Annotated in this window: 16 protein-coding genes and 3 tRNA genes; 8 read left to right on the plus strand and 11 right to left on the minus strand. The window is 61.0% G+C overall.

Features of this window, described 5'->3' with window-relative positions; translation table 11 throughout:
• Window positions 1-155: 155 nt before the first annotated feature.
• Window positions 156-890, plus strand: coding sequence for an IclR family transcriptional regulator (locus tag JFX23_RS06585; RefSeq protein WP_005964512.1), 735 nt, complete (start codon window positions 156-158; stop codon window positions 888-890).
• A gap of 272 nt (window positions 891-1,162) precedes the next feature.
• Here the strand turns inward: JFX23_RS06585 and JFX23_RS06590 are convergent.
• The 4 genes from JFX23_RS06590 to gltX form a co-directional block, all read right to left on the minus strand.
• Window positions 1,163-1,235: transfer RNA gene (locus JFX23_RS06590), tRNA-Glu, on the minus strand.
• A 68-nt stretch (window positions 1,236-1,303) separates the two neighbouring features.
• Window positions 1,304-1,376 (minus strand) — tRNA-Glu (locus JFX23_RS06595).
• 26 nt (window positions 1,377-1,402) lie between these two features.
• Window positions 1,403-1,474, minus strand: a tRNA-Gln gene (locus tag JFX23_RS06600).
• Window positions 1,475-1,877: 403 nt separating this feature from the next.
• Entirely contained in the window at window positions 1,878-3,383 is a 1,506-nt protein-coding gene (gene gltX, locus JFX23_RS06605) for a glutamate--tRNA ligase (RefSeq protein WP_040314182.1), read from the minus strand.
• Between the two features lie 237 nt (window positions 3,384-3,620).
• On the opposite strand from gltX, the gene JFX23_RS06610 reads away from it, so the two are divergent.
• Complete coding sequence (locus JFX23_RS06610) at window positions 3,621-4,802, plus strand: MalY/PatB family protein (protein WP_198776246.1); 1,182 nt, start codon at window positions 3,621-3,623, stop codon at window positions 4,800-4,802.
• A gap of 240 nt (window positions 4,803-5,042) precedes the next feature.
• Here JFX23_RS06610 and JFX23_RS06615 read toward each other — a convergent pair whose 3' ends face one another.
• Window positions 5,043-5,816, minus strand: a complete 774-nt coding sequence (locus JFX23_RS06615; protein WP_198776247.1) for a fumarylacetoacetate hydrolase family protein — start codon at window positions 5,814-5,816, stop codon at window positions 5,043-5,045.
• A gap of 371 nt (window positions 5,817-6,187) precedes the next feature.
• Complete coding sequence (locus JFX23_RS06620) at window positions 6,188-7,645, minus strand: alanine/glycine:cation symporter family protein (protein WP_198776248.1); 1,458 nt, start codon at window positions 7,643-7,645, stop codon at window positions 6,188-6,190.
• 154 nt (window positions 7,646-7,799) lie between these two features.
• On the opposite strand from JFX23_RS06620, the gene JFX23_RS06625 reads away from it, so the two are divergent.
• The 5 genes from JFX23_RS06625 (at window position 7,800) to JFX23_RS06640 (ending at window position 12,961) form a co-directional block, all read left to right on the plus strand.
• The gene (locus JFX23_RS06625; RefSeq protein WP_198776249.1) at window positions 7,800-10,472 is read left to right on the plus strand and encodes a DEAD/DEAH box helicase; all 2,673 of its coding nucleotides are present in this window, start codon (window positions 7,800-7,802) and stop codon (window positions 10,470-10,472) included.
• Window positions 10,473-10,479: 7 nt separating this feature from the next.
• The gene (locus tag JFX23_RS09530; RefSeq protein ID WP_269815699.1) at window positions 10,480-10,605 is read left to right on the plus strand and encodes a hypothetical protein; all 126 of its coding nucleotides are present in this window, start codon (window positions 10,480-10,482) and stop codon (window positions 10,603-10,605) included.
• A 152-nt stretch (window positions 10,606-10,757) separates the two neighbouring features.
• Entirely contained in the window at window positions 10,758-11,060 is a 303-nt protein-coding gene (locus JFX23_RS06630; protein WP_005964539.1) for a type II toxin-antitoxin system Phd/YefM family antitoxin, read from the plus strand.
• Complete coding sequence (locus JFX23_RS06635) at window positions 11,057-11,464, plus strand: type II toxin-antitoxin system VapC family toxin (protein WP_198776250.1); 408 nt, start codon at window positions 11,057-11,059, stop codon at window positions 11,462-11,464. The genes JFX23_RS06630 and JFX23_RS06635 overlap by 4 nt, the downstream gene beginning before the upstream one ends.
• Window positions 11,465-11,647: 183 nt before the next feature.
• Window positions 11,648-12,961: a CapA family protein gene (locus JFX23_RS06640; RefSeq protein ID WP_198776251.1), complete on the plus strand. Its 1,314-nt coding sequence runs from the start codon at window positions 11,648-11,650 to the stop codon at window positions 12,959-12,961.
• 140 nt (window positions 12,962-13,101) lie between these two features.
• Here the strand turns inward: JFX23_RS06640 and JFX23_RS06645 are convergent, their stop codons facing one another.
• Window positions 13,102-13,488, minus strand: coding sequence for a YccF domain-containing protein (locus JFX23_RS06645; RefSeq protein WP_198776252.1), 387 nt, complete (start codon window positions 13,486-13,488; stop codon window positions 13,102-13,104).
• A 396-nt stretch (window positions 13,489-13,884) separates the two neighbouring features.
• Between JFX23_RS06645 and JFX23_RS06650 the strand changes: the two genes are divergently transcribed.
• On the plus strand, window positions 13,885-14,583 hold the full coding sequence (locus JFX23_RS06650; protein WP_198776253.1) for a YggS family pyridoxal phosphate-dependent enzyme: 699 nt from the start codon (window positions 13,885-13,887) through the stop codon (window positions 14,581-14,583).
• 59 nt (window positions 14,584-14,642) lie between these two features.
• Here the strand turns inward: JFX23_RS06650 and JFX23_RS06655 are convergent, their stop codons facing one another.
• The 4 genes from JFX23_RS06655 to JFX23_RS06670 all read right to left on the minus strand — a co-directional run bounded on the left by JFX23_RS06655 (window position 14,643) and on the right by JFX23_RS06670 (window position 20,840).
• Entirely contained in the window at window positions 14,643-15,692 is a 1,050-nt protein-coding gene (locus JFX23_RS06655; protein WP_198776254.1) for a lipoate--protein ligase family protein, read from the minus strand.
• A gap of 341 nt (window positions 15,693-16,033) precedes the next feature.
• Window positions 16,034-17,650: a citramalate synthase gene (gene cimA / locus JFX23_RS06660; RefSeq protein WP_005964561.1), complete on the minus strand. Its 1,617-nt coding sequence runs from the start codon at window positions 17,648-17,650 to the stop codon at window positions 16,034-16,036.
• A gap of 76 nt (window positions 17,651-17,726) precedes the next feature.
• Window positions 17,727-19,598: a dihydroxy-acid dehydratase gene (gene ilvD / locus JFX23_RS06665; RefSeq protein WP_198776255.1), complete on the minus strand. Its 1,872-nt coding sequence runs from the start codon at window positions 19,596-19,598 to the stop codon at window positions 17,727-17,729.
• 96 nt (window positions 19,599-19,694) lie between these two features.
• Complete coding sequence (locus JFX23_RS06670) at window positions 19,695-20,840, minus strand: branched-chain amino acid aminotransferase (protein WP_198776256.1); 1,146 nt, start codon at window positions 20,838-20,840, stop codon at window positions 19,695-19,697.
• Window positions 20,841-20,901: the final 61 nt, after the last annotated feature.

The following is a 20,901-nucleotide window of genomic DNA, read 5'->3' on the forward strand; positions in this document are numbered from 1 at the left end:
ATTTCGCGTTTGTTCCGCGCCTCGCGCGAAGAACTGCGAGTGGGGGAAGTGGAGTCGTCGGGTGCGATTCGTTCTTCCCCATTGATATTCATCGTCTGCCGTTCCACTATTCGAAGACTTGAAGTCTCACCGTTTGAGATGGCAGACTGTGGAGCATGGAGGACTCGACAACGAGCGGAGTCGGTGTTCTGGACAAGGCGGCGCTGGTTCTCGGCGCCTTGGAGGCGGGTCCCGCCACCTTGGCCCAACTGGTTTCCGCGACAGGTTTGGCACGCCCGACCGCCCACCGTCTTGCGGTGGCCCTCGAGTATCACCGCATGGTCGCCCGAGACATGCAGGGACGCTTCGTTCTGGGCCCGCGCCTCCAAGAGCTCGCCTCTTCGGCAGGCGAGGATCGTCTTCTTGCTGCTTCTATGCCCGTGCTCCAGGCGCTGCGCGACCACACGAAGGAGTCTTCGCAGCTCTTCCGCCGTCAGGGCGACTACCGGGTGTGCGTCGCCGCTTCGGAACGTGAGATGGGGCTTCGCGACTCGATCCCAGTCGGTGCAACCCTTTCGATGGCTGCCGGTTCTGCGGCTCAGGTGCTTCTCGCCTGGGAGGAGCCTGATCGCCTGCACCGGGGCCTGTATGGAGCGTCCTTCAACGCGACGATGCTCTCACAGGTTCGCCGCCGAGGCTGGGCGCAGTCCGTCGGAGAACGCGAACCCGGGGTCGCCTCCGTGTCCGCTCCTGTGCGCGGCCCCTCCGGTCGTGTTCTTGCTGCTTTGTCGATCTCGGGCCCGATTGAGCGCATGGGCCGCCAGCCCGGTCGCCAGCATGGTCCTTCGGTCGTCGCCGCGGCGAATCGTCTTTCCGATTTCCTGCGCAGCGTCGAAGACTCGGATCTGTAGGCTCATCTTTATTTGAAGCGCTGAGCCCGCGAGGTCGGCGCTGCCTCACACCCCACCCTGCGGCCCCTGCAAGCCCCCCGCCGGGCTGAGCGCCGCCCACAAGTCGGACATTAGGCGCACGCAAGTCGGACGATTCGTACTTTGACCTGGGGTTTCTTCAAGGATCCACGGCATAGCGTTCGACTTGTGGACTGGCAACCGAAGGCCAAGCACCAGACAGCCCGACGAGAAACAAGAGAAGCGGAAGCCCAACTGGGCTTCCGCTTCATTCGTACCCCCAACCGGATTTGAACCGGTGTTAACGCCGTGAGAGGGCGTCGTCCTAGGCCGCTAGACGATGGGGGCCTTGATTCCTAAGAACGTGATTTCAGGATCAGAATCTCAGGATCAGTGTTACCGGCGAACCGGTTCCGTACCCCCAACCGGATTTGAACCGGTGTTAACGCCGTGAGAGGGCGTCGTCCTAGGCCGCTAGACGATGGGGGCCTTGTCGCAAGCTGAACTTGCGATCGCTGGGGTACCAGGACTCGAACCTAGAATGGCTGAACCAGAATCAGCTGTGTTGCCAATTACACCATACCCCAATGGGTATCACCCCCAGCCCCATGGAGCCGGTGGCGACAAGAGAAGAGAATAGCCGAGCCCTTCCTCCAACACCAAATCAATGAAGCGTGCTCCCACTCACGTTCGCAGCTCACGGCACTGTCGCAGCTCACGTCGGGTTCGCAGCTCGGCTTCGCTGCGCCAACTCAGATTCACAGCACGAAGTCACGTTCACAGCACCTTCGCAGCTCTGCTCACGTTCACAACTCAACTCCTGCTCACGGTCACGGTCACGCTCACGTTCACAACTCCCACTCACGCTCACGGTCAGGCTCAGGCTCAGGCTCAGGCTCAGGCTCAGGGGAGTATCGCTGCGTTTACGCGGCATATGCACTGCGGGCGCGGCCCGAAGGTCGCGCCCGCAGCTGGGAGAATCTCAAAACCTCAGCCCAGCCGAACCAGGAGCTGATCGATGCGCCTGAGGACCTCTTCGCGACCGAGGATCGCCATCGAATCAACGACCGGCAGGGACACATTCGTGCCGGTCATCGCCACGAAAAGGGGACCGAAGGCAAAGCGGGGCTTGACACCCATCTCCTCGACGAGCTTCGCATCGAGGGCGGGCTTGCTCGCCGCAGCACTGAAATCCTCAATCCCCTCAAGAACCTCGCGCGCGGCCCTGAGGACCTCGTGAGCGTTCTCTTTGAGCTTCGAAAGAGCCTTCTCGTTGTATTCAATCGACTCGGCGCCGGTGAAGAGGAAACGCATGAGGGGCCCGACCTCGCCGAGAAGCTGAATACGGGTCTGCGCGAGCGGAGCCGCCTGGTCGAGGATCGTCTTCTCGTCCTCGCCAAGCTCTTCATAGCTTTGAGCCGAGACGAGACCATCGCGCTGGAGGAAGGGCACGAGCCGCCTCTTGAAGTCCTCGCCGTCGAGACGACGGATGTGCTCGGCGTTGATCGCGACGCACTTCTTGTAGTCGAAACGAGCCGGATTCGGGTTGACCTGCTCAATGTCGAAGGCTTGAGCAAGTTCACTCATCGTGAAGATGTCGCGGTCGGGCGCGATCGACCATCCCAGGAGGGCGAGGTAGTTGTTGAGGCCCTCGGGAATCATCCCGGCTTCCTTGTGCAAAAGGAGGTTCGATTCGGGATCACGCTTGGAGAGTTTCTTGTTGCCCTCCCCCATCACGTAGGGGAGGTGGCCGAAGCGCGGCATGAACTTGGCGACGCCGATCGCTTCGAGGGCGCGGTACAAGACGATCTGACGCGGAGTCGAGGACAGGAGGTCCTCACCGCGCAGAACATGGGTGATCTCCATCAGAGCGTCGTCAACCGGGTTGACCAGAGTGTAGAGGGGGTGGCCGTTTGCGCGGACGATGACGTAGTCGGGGACGGAGCCCGCTTTGAAGGTGATTTCACCACGAATGAGGTCAGTGAAGGTGATGTCCTCATCGGGCATGCGCATGCGCAAAACGGGCTTGCGACCTTCGGCTTTGAAAGCGGCGATCTGCTCTTCACTGAGTGTGCGGTCGAAGCCGTCGTAGCCGAGCTTCGGGTCTTCACCCTTCGCACGGTGACGTTCTTCGATCTCTTCCGGGGTCGAGTAGGACTCGTAGGCGTAACCGGCTTCGAGGAGGCGCGCGGCGACCTGGGCGTAAATGTCCATTCTCTCGGACTGACGGTAGGGGGCGTGCGCCCCGCCCTTGTCCACGCCCTCATCCCAGTCGAGGCCGAGCCACTTGAGGGAGTCGAGGATCTGGTCGAAGGATTCTTGGGAGTCTCGGGCCGCATCGGTGTCTTCGATGCGGAAAACGAAGGTTCCGCCCGTGTGACGCGCGTATGCCCAGTTGAACAGGCAGGTTCGCACCATACCCACGTGGGGGGTACCGGTCGGGGACGGGCAGAATCGAACGCGCACTTCGGCGCCGGAGGCTGTCGTTTCACTCATGATGGGCCGATTCTACTCCGGGAAACGCCTCTTCCTTCCCCGCTATTGCCTTCATCGGCTTGGAAGAAAGGGGGTGTTCCAAGAGATGAGGACGGGTCCTCCTAAGGAAAGACGAGGGCGAGGCCGCTTCCGGGAAAGACGAGGGCGGGGTCGGTCCTGAGAACCGAAGATGAGCGGCGTAGCCTGTTGAGGGATCGCCCGCACAGGATTCTGAGCGCCCACAAGCGAGGTTCATTCATGATTCAGACCTTCACCCCCGAACAATTGCGCCGCACTGGTTCCCTGAAGTGGAGCGGCATCACGAGTTCAACGGGCGCGCCGACGATCGGGGCGTGGGTCGCGGAAATGGATTTCGGCACCTCTCCTCGTCTTGAGGAAGTGATGATCTCGGCGATCCGCAATGGCCTCCTGGGCTATCAGCCGAAGTGGCTCGCCCCAAGACTCGCCGAGGCAACCACTGTTTTCCAGGCACAGCGCTTCGGCTGGCAGATCGCACCAGAACAGGTCCGTCTTGTCGAATCCGTCCTCTCATCGCTCCGGAGTGTGATCACACACTTCCTGCAACCCCAAGCTCCCGTGATCGTCCCAACTCCGGCCTACATGCCCTTCCTCACGATCCCGAAAGCCCTGGGCCATCCGGTGATCAAGGTTCCCTCCCTCCATGGTGAAGCCGCAGGCCAGCGGGGCTGGATGCTTGATCTTGAGGGGATTCGAGCTGGCTTGGAGGCCGGTGCGGGCCTCATGATCTTGTGTAATCCGTGGAATCCTGTCGGCCGCGTGTTCTCCGTCGAAGAACTCACTGAGCTTCATAAACTCCTCGCCGGGTACGAGGTACTTGTCTTCTCCGATGAAATCCACTCCCCTCTCGTCCTCGCGGATGTTCCCTTCGTGTCATATGCGAGCCTTGGCGCGGACTTCGCGGCGCATACTGTGACCGCGACGGCGGCCTCCAAAGGCTGGAATATCGCGGGCCTGCCCTCCGCGCAGCTGATCGTGCCTGATGAGAGGCTTCGCGAGCGTTGGGATCGGGTCGGCGCGGAGCTCCAATTCGGGGCGTCCACAATCGGCACTCTCGCGACGATCGCGGCTTATCGTGAAACAGATCCCTGGCAGGATGAAGTTCGCCGCTACATTGATCTCAATATGGAGGCCGTCGAGCAGGCGATCGCGAACTCCCCCATCGATTTCACCCGCCCGGAGGGCGGTTATCTCAGTTGGTGGGGTTTTGAGGGGCTCGGCCTCGGTGATAATCCTTCGGCAAAGATTCGCGAGCTTGCGGGAATCGCGGTGAATGAGGGCGCGAGCCTTGGCGCGGACTATTCGCAGTGGGCTCGTTTCAACTTCGCGTGTTCGCATGAGGTGACCGCCGAGATCATTGAGCGGATGCTCAACCTCATCCAAGGGGCCTCGTTGGCGTGAGCGCATCCCTTTGAGGGGTGAAGAGGATCGGCTCGAGCTGTTCATCAGGGTGAGGGACGGCGTGGCGCGGCAAAGAACCGCAGGTCTTCGTGCCAACAGCGAAGCAGCGCAACAACAGCTAGTAGCAGCCAAAACCGCTGCACCACAGCGAAAAGCAGCCGAGCGCCGAGGGGCGAGGCCAGCGCTTCCACGCTTCACCTCGCCCCTCGCCACCGGGGTGGAACTCTCCTCCCGGAGTATTCATCGGCGAATGACCGGGTTCGTGAGCCGACCGATCTCGGGGATCTCGAAGGAAACGGTGTCGCCTGCTTCGATCGGGCCGGACACTCCCGGGCAGCCCGTGGTGATGACATCTCCGGGGAGCAGGGTGAACAGGGTCGAACAGTAGGCGACGAGTTCGCGCACCGTGTGCAGCATGTACGCGGTCGAGCCGGTTGTGTGCGCATCGCCGACACTGCCGGAGATCACAAGGTTTTGCACATCAAGCTCGGGGTCCACCACGATCCAAGGGCCGAGCGGACAGGCAGTGTCGAAGGACTTGCCTTTAAGCCAGGGGCCGCCGTCCATTGCGTCGCGGGCGGTGACATCGTTGCACAGGGTGTAGCCGAGGATCACCTGGTCGACCTCGTCGAGGGGCACGTCTTTCGCGAGGGACTTGATGACGACAGCGAGTTCGCCCTCGTAGATCACATCCTGGCTCCACTTGGGCAAGACGATCGGATCGTCCGGGCCAATGACCGAAGTGTTCGTTTTCATGAAGATCGGGGGCATCGTCTCAGGTTCGGGCGAGCCTGGGGCGCGGACCTCCTCGCCGAAGTTCGTGCCGATGCCGATGACTTTCGAACGGGGGATCACAGGTGAGAGGAGGCGAACCTCTTCAAGTTCGACAATGCGTCCATCGGGTTCGATCTCGCTGAAGAGGGGGTCGCCCTTGAGGACGACGACGCGGCTGGATCCCTCTTCGAGGGCGCCGTAGCGGGGTGATTCACCATCAGAAAAGCGCACGATTCTCATGGGATTAGCCTATTCCTTCGTGGGGTGTGTGCATCGACGAAGCGCCCTCGAACCCACAATTTGTCGGACAAGTGGGGTGGCTTGTCTCCTCTTCAAGGGCTCAACGTCCCGGTACTCCACCCCTGCACTGTATCAACGCCCGGGGTTCGAAGAGACTGGAGTGTTCGCGCTCGGCCACAAGTGCCACGGCATCAAGGTCGCAGAATCCAGCAAGACCACCCACAACGATCCCCCCCTTCACAAAGACCCCGTTGCAACCACCACGAGAACCTGGCAAGCTCCGCGAGCGCCCCGCTCAGAAGCATCACCCCTCTTCTGTCCAGGAGTCTGTGGGGACATCGTTGACCGAGGCTGGCTGCCAGGTGCGCGTGTTATCCCCTCCACGAGTCCGTGGGCACATCACCAGGCAAAAGCGGGTTGTCCACGCCGCTGAAGACGGGCTCTGCCACTTTCTCACGACGCTGGCGCTCATAATCGCGCAAAGCACCACGCCCCCACTTCGACAAGCTCAGGAGCGCCACGAGGTTCGTCACCGTCATGACGGCCATCGCGATATCAACCGTGTTCCACACCAGGTCCAGGGACGCCAGGGCGCCGAGAACCACCGACAACACCGAGACGACGCGGACACTCCACACCGCCCACTTCGTGTTGCTCACGAAGGTCATATTCGTTTCGGAATAGACATAGGCCGCGATGATCGAAGAGTAAGCGAGAACAAAGATCAGGATCGCCATCGGCATGATCGTCCATGCGCCGAGTTCATGGGCGACGGCAAGTGAGGTGAGGTTCGCTGGATTCGCTCCTTGGGCGCCCCAGACCTCCGGGCCTGCGATGAGGATGACGAAGGCGGTGGCGGTGCATACGACGATCGTGTCAATGAAGACCCCGAGCGATTGAATGAGTCCCTGCGTCACTGGGTGCGACACGGTCGCGGTCGCAGCCGCGTTCGGCGCGGTCCCCTGGCCGGCTTCATTGGAGAAGAGTCCGCGTTTCGTACCGTTGATGAGGGCGGCGAAGATTCCGCCTCCTAGTCCACCCACGATGGGAGCGGGAGCTGCGGCCCCTCGGATGATCTGGGCAAGGACCGCGCCGAACTGGTCGATGTTCATGACGACAATGATCGCGACCATGATCACGTAGATCGTCGCCATGATCGGTGCCATCCATTCGGTGACGCGGGCGACTGTGCGGATCCCACCGAAAATCACCATCGCGGAAAACACGAAGAGGAGCGCGGCAATAATGAGCTGCGCCTGCGAGAGCCCCCAGAGCGCTGGATCGTCCCCTGCATCGCCGAGGGCGGAGAGCACAGTGCCGGCGATCGCATTCGACTGAACCGAGGTGATGACAAAAGCACAGGTCACGACGGTGATGATTGCGAATACCGTGGCGAGTGCCTTGTTCTTCATTCCCAGAGAGATGTAGTAGGCGGGGCCGCCGCGAAAAGAGCCATCTGCGACACGGACTTTGAATACCTGCGCGAGGGTCGCTTCGAAGAAGGCGGTCGCCATGCCGACGAGGGCAACGATCCACATCCAGAAGATCGCGCCCGGCCCGCCCATAAGCAGGGCAGCGGCCACGCCGAAAACATTGCCGACACCGACTCGCGCGGCGAGGGAGATCGTGAAGGCCTGGAAGGAGGAGATACCTCCCCTTGCTCCTTGACGCGAGCCCGTGACCGCGCGGATCATGCTCGGGAAATGACGGAGTTGAACGGCGCGGGATGTGATCGTGAGGAAGAGGCCAGTCCCGACGAGAAGCCAGACCGTCACATGCAATGTGAGCCAGTCCGCGACCACCAGGATTTGGTTCGCGAGATCTTCCACGCCGCACTCCTTTCTCCTCCACCGATGCGGTGGTTCGTCAATAGGACCTGATCAGGCTCCCATAAGTGCGAAAAGGAGCTTGTCAAGGGTCAGCACGTGGGACTCGAGGGGCGAGGATCAGGAAAGCCCCACGGCTTGCACGGATAATGAGGATATGACGGCTCCCCTCAATGACCTCCTCGACGAGCTCGAGGACGATGGCTCTCTTGACGACATCGACGCCCTCTATGAGGCCTTCACTTCGTGGGCTGAATCGAATGGGAGGCCGTTGTATCCGCATCAGGACGAGTCCCTCATGCAGATCCTCGACGGCAAGCACGTGATCGCAGCGACTCCGACGGGGTCGGGCAAGTCGATGATCGCCCTCGCCGCCCACTTCGTGTCAATGGCGCAGGGTGGACGCAGCTACTACACCGCGCCTCTCAAAGCCCTGGTGTCGGAGAAGTTCTTCGACCTCGTCGCCCTTTTCGGCGCAAAGAACGTCGGAATGATCACCGGTGACTTCTCCTTGAACGTTGATGCCCCCATCATTTGCTGCACTGCTGAAATCCTCGCGAATCAGGCTCTTCACGACGGCCCCTCCTTGGATGCGGACATGATCGTCATGGACGAGTTCCACTTCTATGGGGATCCTCAGCGCGGCTGGGCCTGGCAGCTTCCCCTACTGGAGTTGAGCGAACCGCAGTTCATCGCGATGTCGGCAACCCTTGGCGACACGAGCACCTTCGAAAAGGCGTGGAAGGAACGCACCGGACGCGAGGTCGGAGTCGTTGACGACGCGAAACGCCCCGTCCCCTTAGAGTTCGAGTACGTCGTCGATCGTCTGGAAGACACGGTCGAGCGTCTTTTAAAAGAGGGCCGTTGGCCGGTCTACATCGTTCACTTCGCACAAAAGGATGCTGTGACGACGGCGCAGTCCTTCGACAAACGAAAGCTCATCGACAAGGAGAAGCGAGAGAAGATCGCAGCGGAACTGCGCTCAGTGTCTTTCGGCCGAGGTTTCGGCCAAACTTTAAAATCCCTGCTCTCCCAGGGGATCGGCGTTCATCATGCGGGGATGCTCCCGCGCTATCGTCGCCTCGTGGAGCGCCTCGCCCAGCAGGGGCTCTTGCCGATTGTGTGCGGCACTGACACTCTCGGAGTCGGAATCAATGTGCCGATCCGTACTGTCCTCATCACCTCCCTCGTGAAGTTCGACGGGAAGAGGATGCGTCATCTTTCTGCCAGGGAGTTCCACCAGATCGCAGGGCGCGCGGGCCGCGCCGGTTTTGACACGATCGGTTTCGTCAGGGTCCTCGCTCCTGAGCACGAGGTCGAGGCCGCCCGCGAGCGCGCCCGTTTGACCGCCGCTCAGGAGGCCGCGAGGGATGCACGGGATCTGAAGAAGGCGAAGAAGAAGGCCCAGAAGAAACGCAAGGGCCCTGCGGATGGGACGATCTCGTGGACGAAGGGAACTTATGAGCGTCTCCTCTCCGAGTCGCCAGAGCGTTTGCGTTCACAATTCGCCTTCACTCATTCGATGGTGCTCAACGTGCTCGCGGGCGCGCAGAAGGCTCAGAGGGACCCGGGTGAGCATCTTGTCTTCCTCGCTCGCCATAATGATGATCCCCCGAGCGAGGTGAATCCTCATCTGCGTCGTCTGGGCGAGATCTACTCCTCGATGAGGGTCGCCGGAGTGGTCGAGCATGTTTCCACTGAGCAGGCTGTGCGCGATGGTCGCCCTCGTCTGCGCGCCGCTGGGGATCTGCCCGATGAGTTCGCCCTCAATCAGCCCCTCTCACCCTTCGCTCTCGCTGCGATGGATCTGCTCGACCCTGAGTCCCCCGATTTCGCCCTCGATGTTGTGTCCGTCATCGAGTCTGTTTTAGAAGATCCTCGTCCTTTGCTTTTCGCACAGCAGTCTGCTGCCAAGGGCGCGGCCGTGGCCGCGATGAAAGCCGAGGGCATGGAATACGAGGAGAGGATGGAGGCTTTGGAGGAGGTGAGCTGGCCGCGTCCACTTGAAGAGTTGTTGAGCGGTGCCTTTGCGAGTTATGTGAAGGCGAATCCTTGGGTTGGAGCGCTCGAGCTCTCCCCCAAGTCCGTGGTGCGTGAAATGGTGGAGAACGCCATGACCTTCACGGAGCTCGTGTCCCGCTACGATCTCGGGCGTTCTGAGGGCGTGATCTTGCGCTACCTCTCCGACGCTTATCGGGCGATGCGCCAGATTATCCCGGATTCTGCGATGACGCAGGAGGTCCAGGCGATTATCGAGTGGCTCCACGCTTTGATCCGGGCTGTCGACTCGTCCCTCTTGGACGAGTGGGAGGCGCTCGCCGAGGGCCGTGAGATGACGCCTGATTCGCAGACCGTTGGCACGGAGTTCGCTTTCGGCGCTAACGAGGACGGGAGTGTCGCTTTCAGTGCGAACCTTCATGCGCTGCGCACCACCGTCCGCAAGGCTCTCTTCCACCATGTCGAGCTCATGAGTCGCGACGCGGTGGAGGCTTTGGCCCGTGAGGATTCGGATTCGGCTTGGGATGAGGCTCGCTGGGATGATGCGCTCGCCCGCTATTGGGCGGAGTACGACTGGATCGGTATTGATCAGGCGGCTCGTTCGGCCAGTATGTGCGTGATTAATGAGGAGCCGAACGCCGCGGATCTTGCCGCTGCAGGAGACGAGGAGGCCGCGGAGCATGCCACGCCGGGCCGCTTTTGGCTCGCCACTCAGACCCTCGCTGATCCTAAGGGCGATGGGGACTGGAGGATTACGGCTCTGGTCGATTTGGATGAGTCCGATCGGCGCGGTGGCCTCGCCCTGAGGCTCCTCGACGTCGGGCCGAGGTGATCCACGGATGATCGTCCCAAGGTTCCGCTCCTACGACGTGCGAGAACTCGAGAGCGTCACACCCCTATTCCGCGAGGAGCGTTGCGGGATCTACATCTTCGAGTTTTCGAACGGCGACCGTTACGTCGGATAGGCGAAGGATGTGACGAGGCGCTTCGCACAGCACCGGCACGGCGGCAAACACCACCCTCCGTGGCCGGACATCGTCAGTCTCGAGACGTGCAATCGACTCTCACATGACACGCAAGTCTTACATGTAGAACATTGGAGAGGTAGCCTTGCCTTATGGCTGCCGCCCCCCTCTCCCTCGAAGCAACGATCTCTTTGCGCACGCTCAACCAGCATTCGGGGCGAATCGTCCACGCAGTCGTCGACTCCGGCCGCGCCGTTACTATCACCGACCGAGGTCGCCCCGTCGCGCGCCTCGTGCCCCTTGACACGGACGAAACCCCTCTTGAAAGACTCGTGCGCGAGGGGAAGGTCAGAGTGCCGACACGACAGGGGCATTTTGTTCCGACAGTGCACCCCTTGCCCGAGGGAGTCAGCTTAGAGAGCCTCCTCGCTGAGGATCGTGAGGAACTGTCGTGATCTATCTCGACACGTCCTTCGTCGGCCTTATCTTCCTCAACCAGGAACATGCCCAGGAAGCGAACCAGATCCTCCATGATCTCGGGAAGGACAACTTTTTTGCCTCATCCAGACTCCTTGAAGTCGAACTGATTCGTTTGATGCGCAGAAACGGGCTTGCACTTGATGATGTCAATGAATACCTCCGCGAGCTCTACCTGCTCCCCATCGACGATGCTGTCGTTGAACGCGCTTGTACCCTCACAGGATCATTAAAGTCTCTTGATGCGATTCATCTTGCGACGGCCTTGACCATTGATTCTCCTCGAGATCCTGTCACTTTCTTAACGCACGATGCGAGGCTCCTTGCCGAGGCGAAGCGACTGGGCCTCAATATGCTCCCCCTCACTGGGGACGTCTGTTGATCAGCTGAGCGGGTCGAAGGAAAGAAGGACCCATCGGTGGGAAGATCTTCATTTCTAGGAGAAGGACTGTAGATTCTCGCCCCCTCAGCAAGTTCAGCGAGCCCGAAGTAGCAGAGGCGAACTCATGTGCCTTTGCGATGCGTAGAGCGCACCTTTTCTTGAGGTGACAGATACGATCACACTATGTCCCAGATCACACCAAGGCCTCGTCTCCGTCTTCCGCGCGGCAGTGGTCTTGCGTTCATCTGCGCCCTCATCCTCTCCTGCGTCCTCATGGTCATCTACGCCCTGCCGCTGGCGCCCGGGGGTCCGATCGACGCTCTGTCTCAATTCGATCAATCCGCCGCTTCTCCTCAGTCTTCCGATTCGCAGACTCAAGACAAACCTCAGCCTTTTAAGCCCCGCACTCTGTCCGTCGTGATGAGTGGAGACCTCCTCTGGCACTCGGGACTGTGGGACTCCGCCGCCCAGGTCGCCTACGAAACAGGTCGCGGCCCCTACGACTTTTCCGTCCTCTTCGGCCCTATCCGCTCGACCATCGAAAGCGCAGATCTTGCGATCTGTCACGAGGAAGTGCCCCTCGCCCCCGAAGGTGTAGAACCGAGCGGCTATCCCGTTTTCGCAGCCCCTCAGGAAGTGGCCGCAGCCATCGCCGAAACCGGGTGGGACCTGTGCACGACCTCTTCGAACCATTCACTCGATCAAGGATTCGGCGGCATTGAGACGACTCTGCGCAAGTTCGACGAGGTCGGGATTCTTCACACAGGGACCTTCCGCTCTCCCGAAGAGCGCTCCACCCCGACGATCTACACGAGCCAAGAAGGGGTGCGGATCGGGGTCGTGTCCGGCACCTATTCAACGAATGGGATTCCCCTTCCCGAGGGGCAGGAATGGTCGGTCGCTTTCCTCGACGTGGAGGACATGATCTCAAGGGCGCAGGCCGCACGAGAGGCGGGCGCAGACATCGTGCTCGCAGCCGTCCACGGGGGCGAAGAGTATGTTGCCGAGCCGAACGCCCAGCAGCTTGAGGTCGCCGAGGCTCTCACGGCCAGTGATGCGATTGACCTCGTGTACGGGCACCACGTTCACGTCGTCCAGCCATGGTCCATTGTCAATGGGAAGTGGGTCGTCTACGGCCTGGGGAACATGGTGGCGACGCCACCCTTCGAGTATCGGCGTTCGCACGAGGGCGTGACCGCCCGTTTCGTCTTCACGCAGTCCCCTGAGGGTGGATTCGTTGTGACGCGTGCTCAGTACATTCCGACGCTCATCGATTCCTATTGGGCGGGTGAGCGTCCAGTCCTTTGCCCTGTCCTCGCGGCTCTCGCTTCGGGCGAGGGCGTCACCTCCGACCTTGAGATTGCACGGATCGTGACCCACGATACGGTGTTCTCCCTCGGGGTGCCTGAGGTCCCTGCCCTCGGACCCGAGGGCGATGCCCCAAGTTTCGACGCGCAGGGCGAGCCGATCCCTGCGGCTGGTCTTGAAGAGGGGTGAGGGCGCTGAGCGCCACTCCTCCTTGCTAGCACCAAGTTCAAGGCCCCAATCAGGCCTCAATCACCACGATCGCCCCTAAGTTCTCCATTCTTTTCTTCTGCTCTGCTCTCTTCTCGCCCAGCAGCGAGGTCTTCGTCCAATCAGATGATCGCCTTGGGATCTGTGACGACCATCTTCCCGAAGGGGAAGCAGGTGATCGGAATCATCTTGATATTCGCGATTGCAACGGGGATGCCGATGATCGTGATCGACTGGGCCAGAGCCGTCATGACGTGACCGAGTGCGAGCCATAGGCCCGCGACGAAAAACCAGACGATGTTCATGAGCGCTGAGCCCACACCCGCGTTCGGCATGTCGACGACGCGCTTACCGAAAGGCCAGAGCACGTAGCTCGCGATCCTGAAGGATGCGATACCCGCAGGGATCGTCACGATGAAGATGCAGGCAATGATCCCGAAGAACATGTAGCCGAGCCAGAGCCACACCCCTCCGAAGAGGAACCAGATGATGTTGAGCAGGGTGCGCATTTCGTCCTCCTTATCGAAGCCTGAGTGACACTCACCAGAGCCTTCAATTATTCTCCACTTCTTGCGAAAGCACATGAGGCGTGTCCCTGAGTGATCCCTGATTCTGCTCAGAGGCCTTCGCCTCGAGTACGCGCGGACTGCGACGAACGAGGACGGGGCCCAGACATATGAAGGCGCGGAGGGGCATCCCTTTACGGCTCCTCCACCGCGCGGAGCCTCTCCCCAGCGCGAAGCATCTCCCCCGCGCAGAGCATCCGGCACTCCAGCCTGATATCTAGACGATCAGCACCCGCCCCCTCTGTAATCCTCTGTCTTCGCCCGGAGGCCCCCACCTCCGCCGGGGCGGGGTTCAAGGGCACGGGCACAGGCATGGGCACCGCGTTCTAGGATCATCCCATGAGCATCCGCAGCGGAATCGAACAGGCCCTGGCACGTATTGAAAACGCCCGAGACAAAGCGGGCAGGCCAGATTCGGTGAAACTCGAACTCGCAGTGAAGACGAGAACCCCCGAGGAATGCTACGAAGCCGCCCGCGTCCTTTCCGAATTGGGCCGTCCGATTCTGCTCGGCCACAATCGCGTCCAGGAGGCTCGAAACACCGTCGCAGCGATCCGACAGGTCGAAGGAGCTGAGCTCCACCTGATCGGCCCTTTGCAGTCGAACAAGATCAATCACGCGCTGGGATGCGTGGATGTGATCGAATCAGTGGATTGTCCCGTCCTCGTTGAGAAGATCAATGCTCGAGCCAATCGGGAAGTCCCCATCTTCCTCGAAGTGAATGTCTCCGGGGAAGAGACCAAGCACGGGTGCCACCCCAGCGAGGTGGATGCCCTCGTCGATGCAGCGCTCGGAGCCGAACACCTCAGGCTCTGCGGCTTCATGACCGTCGGTTTGAACTCGCCCATTGAAAAGGATGTTCGCGCTGCCTACGCTCTGCTGCGTTCGATTTGCGAGCGAACCGAAGCTGCGACCGGGTTGCGCGGCCTCGAACTCTCCATGGGGATGTCTGCAGATCTCGAATGGGCGATCGCGGAGGGGGCGAGCATCGTGAGGATCGGCACCGCAGTGTTCGGCGAGCGTCGGCCTCGCGTTTGAGCACCGCCGAACACTCAGGAAGCTCCGCCCTCGCGGCTCACCGAGGCCGCCCAAGCCGATCAGGGAATCCGGTGCGTCCACTCCTTGGTCGCGAACTTCGTGACACAGCGCTCCTCGGCCTTTGCAAGATCCGCTTCCGTGATCTCACCGGGGGTCGCGCGGTACTTCTGCGTGAAATGGTCGTAAAACGCTTTGAGGATCGTCTCTCGGGGAAGGCCCGTCTGTGAACGCATGGGGTCAACGCGTTTGACTGCGCTACGCGTCCCCTTATCGCGGATCTTCTCCATGCCGATGCGCAAGACCTCGTTCATCTTCTCCGCATCAATGTCGTAGGCCATCGTCACATGGTGAACCATGTAGCCATTCGACCAGCGTTTTTGAGCGGCGCCGCCGATCTTGCCGGCCTCGGAAGCGATGTCGTTGAGGGGCACGTACTTCGCTTTGATTCCGACCTTCTCCAAGACCTCCATGACCCATTGATCGAGGAAGGGATAGGACTGTTCGAAGCTCATCCCCTCGACGAGGGCGGTCGGGACGACCAGCGAGTAGGTGATGCAATTCCCAGGCTCCATGAACATGGCTCCGCCACCCGTGACTCGGCGCGACACCAAGATACCGTGTCGTTGCGCCCCTTCGGGTTGAATTTCGTTCTGGTAGGACTGGAAGGAGCCGATGACGACCTGCGGGCCGTTCCATTCCCACAATCGCATGAAGGGCTTGCGTCTTCCGGCTGCGACATCCTCAACCAAGGTCTCGTCCAAGGCGACATTGACCATCGGGTCAACGACTGGACCGTGGATGACCTCGAAATCGATGTCCTCCCAGCTCAAGGCATGCCCGAGGGCGCGTCTCACCGCAACGCCCACAGCTGCGGGGGTGATGCCCATGAGCATGTCATCGGCTTCGAGCGAGGCTTCGACGAGCTCCGCGATCTCTTTCGCAGAAGCGGAGGCGCACACCCCTTCCAGGGCCTGCGTCATCCGTGTCAGAGCACTATCGGGGTCGAGGAAGAAATCACCCGAGAGCGTCACATCGACGAGGGCGTCCTGGTCGACTTCGAGGTCGACGACAACGAGTTTTCCTCCGGGAACCTTGTATTCACCATGCATGGTGATGATTCTCCCTCATCACAGCACAAACGCACGAGTTGAGGGGCGTCTCCCCTTCTTTTCCTTCATCACTACTCCCTGCACGCGTCATTGATTCTCGTATGCGCCGCTGATCCCTTCCGTGGGGCGCTGATTCCTGCACCCCCTGGGCCTCCCGCACGATCGGCTGAACCCGAATCGCGCCAGGCACATCCTTGTGGCAATCTTCCTTTTCCACCGGGTGCGTTCTCACTGCCCATCTGCGAAGAGGCGCGCGAGCCTCACTCCCGCCGACAAGGCCGTGTTCTCGCTGCCCGGGAAAGAGGCCTCGCCATCCTATTCAATGAGCAAAGAGTCCGCTCCTATTCAATGAGTAAGGAGTCCGCTCCCGAACGCAGCAGGCCCCACCAGTAGGCTTCGAAAAGAGCCTCCCAGGACGCTTCGATGACATCGGTACCAATACCGACAGTCCACCAGGAGCGATGACCATCACTCATCTCAATGAGTACTCGGATCGTCGCGTCGGTTCCGGCGCGCTCCTCGTCAAGGATACGCACCTTGAAATCAGCGAGTTCAAAGTCCGCACACACGGGGTAGTCGCGAGTCATGACATGACGAAGAGCCCGGTCGAGGGCGTTCACCGGACCATTGCCCTCAGCAGTTCGGATATGGCGCCGATCCGTGTGGATCTTCACCGTCGCTTCGGACTGGGCGAAAGGCTCGCCCTTAACCTCGGTGATCTCCTGCGACATGACTTTCCAGGACTCGACCCTCAAGAAACGCGGGAGGCGCCCGAGCTCGTTCAAGGCAAGTAGTTCGAAGGAGGCGTCAGCCGCGTCATAGGTGTAGCCCGCAGCCTCGCGTTCCTTCACCTTCACGGCAATACGAGCCGCAGCATTGGGAAGCGACTCCAAATCAATGCCGAGCTCTTCGGCTTTGAGTTCGATCGAGGACTTTCCGGCCATTTCAGAAACGAGCATCCTCATGCCGTTGCCAACAGTGGCCGGATCGATGTGCTGGTAAAGGTCAGGATCGACGCGGATCGCTGAGGCGTGCAAACCGGCCTTATGCGCGAAAGCGGAATCGCCAACATATGGTTCACGCGGGAAGGGGGCGATGTTGACGAGCTCCGATATACGCCGCGACACCGATTCAAGTTTCGCCAGCGATTCTTCAGGAATCACGTCAAATCCACACTTAAGCTGCAGGTTCGCAGCACAGGTCAAAAGATTCGCATTCCCGGTCCGCTCCCCGTAACCATTGACGGTTCCTTGAATCTGACGAGCTCCAGCCTCGACCGCCGCAATCGTATTCGCGACCGCACACCCCGTGTCGTTATGCGCATGAATACCGAGGACGACGCCCGTACACCCGGCGTCATCGAGGATTGCTCGCGCGCGCCTCATCGCCTGTGAAACCTGAGAAGGAAGGCTGCCGCCATTCGTGTCGCACAGGATCACCGCAACCGCTCCGGCGAGCGCCGCCTCCATCATCACGGACATACCGTAGTCCGGATCGTAAGCAAGCCCGTCGAAGAAATGCTCGAGGTCCACCATCACATCAATCCCCTCCTCGGAAAGGAATGCGACAGTGTCGCGCACCATGCGCAGGCCCTCGTCCTCGCTGGTGCGCAGAGCCCTCTTAACGTGGCGGACATCAGACTTCGCGACAAGGGTGATGATCTGCGCGCCCGAGTCAAGGAGGGCCCGCACTTGCCGGTCCTCAGCTGCCGCGACTCCCGGCCTCGTCGTCGCACCGAAGGCGACCAGGCGCGCGTGACGCATCCGGATGGAGCGGGCGCGTTCGAAGAAGACGGTGTCCTTCGGGATCGCCCCCGGCCAGCCGCCCTCAATGAAGTCGGCTCCAAGATCGTCAAGGATCGGCAGGGCGGCGAGCTTATCGGCGACTGATAGGGAGATCCCCTCCTGCTGGGCGCCGTCGCGAAGGGTCGTGTCGTAAAGTGCGACGTGTTCGGGCATGTTCGTTCCTGTCGACGAAGAACTCAAAGGAAGAAGAACTCAGAAGAGTCCGAGTAGGGCTTTGATGTGCCGGGCCTTATCGGAGCACGCGCGACACGTCTCGTGCGGCGCCCTTCGATGCGGACATCGCGGTGGCCGCGTAAAGCTGGAGCGCCGGAGAGACGAGGCGGTCTCGACTCTTCGGGGTCCAGGGGTGTTCACGCGATTCTTCACGGGCCCGACGAGCTTCGATCTCCTCTTCGGGCACGTCAAGGAGCAAGAGTCCTTCGTTCACGTCGATGATGATCCGGTCGCCGTCCTCAACGAGACCGATGAGGCCGCCGTCAGCGGCTTCGGGGGAGATGTGGCCCACGGAGATTCCCGAGGTCCCACCCGAGAAGCGGCCGTCGGTGATGAGTGCGCAGGCTTTGCCGAGCCCTCGTCCCTTAATGAAGGAGGTCGGGTAGAGCATCTCCTGCATGCCCGGGCCCCCTGCAGGCCCCTCATAACGGATGACAACAACATCTCCGGCCTGGACGGTCTTGTCGAGGATCTTCTCGATCGCTTCTTCTTGGGATTCCATGACGCGGGCTCGGCCCTCGAAGTGGAAGAGGGAGGGGTCGATGCCCGCGGCCTTGATGATCGCGCCCTCGGGGGCGAGGTTGCCGGAAAGGACGCTGAGGCCGCCCTTCGCGGTGTAGGCGTGTTCAATGTCGCGCACGCAGCCCTGTACTTCATCCAGGTCGAGTTCGCTCCACTGGTTCGAGGTTGAGAAGGGCTCGGTGGTGCGCACATTACCGGGAGCGGCTTTCCACAATGCGATGGCCTTGTCAGACACGCTCTGAGATTTCGGGTCCCATTCCCCCAACCATTGGGAGAGCGAGGGCGAGTGGATCGTGTGGACCTTGTGGGAGAGGAAGCCGCCTCGGTCGAGTTCACCGAGGATTCGGGGAATCCCTCCGGCCCGGTGGACGTCCTCCATGTGGTAGTCGTTGTGGTTCGGTGCGACCTTCGACAGGCAGGGGACGCTGCGGCCGAGTTCGGCGATGTCCTCCAGGTCGAAGTCGACTCCGCCTTCGTGTGCGACGGCGAGCAAGTGGAGGACCGTATTGGATGAGCCGCCCATCGCCATGTCGAGGGTCATCGCATTGCGGAAGGCCTCCACGCTCGCAATGGAACGGGGTAGGACCGAGTCGTCTTCCTCCTCGTAGTAGCGCCTGCACAGGTCGACAATGAGTTCGCCGGCTCGCACGAACAGATCGCGGCGTGCGACCTGGGTCGCGAGGGTTGAGCCATTGCCCGGCAGGGACAGGCCGAGCGCTTCGGTCAGGCAGTTCATGGAGTTTGCGGTGAACATTCCCGAGCAGGAGCCGCAGGTCGGGCAGGCGAGCTTCTCGATGGCGAGGAGTTCTTCATCGGAGACCGAATCATTGGCCGTCGCGTTCATGACGGTAACGAGGTTGCCGTGACCGCTGTGCGCGGGGCCGATAATCGCGGAAGGATCAATGTTCTTCCCGGCCTCCATCGGGCCTCCCGACACGAAGACAACCGGGATGTTCAAGCGCATCGCGGCGATGAGCATTCCGGGAGTGATCTTGTCGCAGTTCGAAATGCAGACCATCGCGTCTGCGCAGTGGGCGTTCACCATGTATTCGACGGAGTCCGCGATGAGTTCGCGCGAGGGCAGGGAGTAGAGCATCCCGCCGTGGCCCATTGCGATGCCGTCATCGACCGCAATCGTGTTCATCTCCTTGGCGACTCCTCCCGCCGCGCTAATCGCATCGGACACGAGTTTGCCGATATTGCGCAGGTGGACGTGGCCAGGGACGAATTCGGTGAAGGAGTTGACGACGGCGATGATCGGTTTGCCGAAATCCTCGTCGCCCATGCCTGTTGCCCGCCAGAGGGAACGGGCGCCCGCCATATTGCGGCCGTGGGTCGATGTGGCGGAACGGAGCTGGCGGCTCATGGGATTCTCCTTCATTCGGGTGCTGGCTTCAGCCTAGGAGTCGCGCTTACCCCGAACCTGCGAAGACCGCACGCTGGACGTCTGCAGGGCATTCGTTCACACCAATCGGTACATCCACCCGAAGGGGTCTTGCGCGTAGCCCATTTGAATGTCGGTGAGCTGCTTGTGGATCCGCTTCGTGGTCTCGCCGACCGGGAGTTCCACGTCGAAGTCGTCGTTCGCGAGGCGAGTGATCGGAGTGACGACCGCCGCCGTGCCGCAGGCGAAAACCTCCGCGACATCGCCCGAGCGGATTCCCGCAACCAGCTCATCGAGAGCGATCATCTCTTCACGCACGGGTGTGCCTTGAGAGCGCAGCATCTTGCAGATCGCAGAGCGGGTGCCGCCTTCGAGGATGACGCCTGTGAGCTCGGGGGTGCGGACAGTGCCATCAGCCATGACGACGAACATGTTCATACCGCCGAGTTCTTCAAGGTATTTCTCCTCGTATGTGTCAAGGAAGCAGACCTGGGAGAAGCCTTTCTCGGCCGCCTGCAGCTGCGGCATGAGGGAGGCCGCATAATTCCCGCCGCACTTAGCAGAACCCGTGCCTCCGGGGCCCGCCCGGTGGTAGCCCTTCACAACCCAGATCGCAACGCCGGTGAAGCCGGAGGTGAAGTAGGGGCCCGAAGGGGAGCCGATGACGTAGTAGTCGACGACACTGGAAGCGTGAACGCCCAGGAACTCCTCAGAAGCGAAGAGAAGAGGGCGCAGGTAGAGGCTTGTGCCGTCTCCTGTGGGGACCCATTTCTCATCGGCGCGGACGTAGTCGACGAGGGAGGCGAGGAAATCATCGCGATCAACCTTCGGCAGGGCGAGACGTGAAGCCGAATGGTTGAGGCGCGCAGCGTTGTAGCCGGGGCGGAAAGTCCAAATGGAGCCGTCGGCGTGACGGTAGGCCTTAATGCCTTCGAAGACGCTTTGTGAGTAGTGTAGGACGGCCGCACCGGGGGTGAGGGCGAGTGGGCCGTAGGGGATGATTCCTCGCTCGCTCCAGCCTTCTTCCTTCGTCCAGCGCATGTGCGCCATGTGATCGGTGAACTTGTTGCCGAAGGTGAGTTCGGACATGACCTGTTCATAGTCGGCTTGGGAGGCCGGATTCTCATTCGGGGTCAGGGGGAATCGGCCTGCGAGTTCCTCAGCGGTGGAGATCTCCAGCTCGGAAAGAGCTTCGAGTTCTGTCGGGACGTGCATTGTCGACATGGGTGCTCCTAGGAATCGATTGCCTCCAGCATATTGCCGTAATGCGCCCCTCCCGCCCGGG

The organism is Schaalia cardiffensis, assembly GCF_016405145.1.
Classification (GTDB): domain Bacteria; phylum Actinomycetota; class Actinomycetes; order Actinomycetales; family Actinomycetaceae; genus Pauljensenia; species Pauljensenia cardiffensis.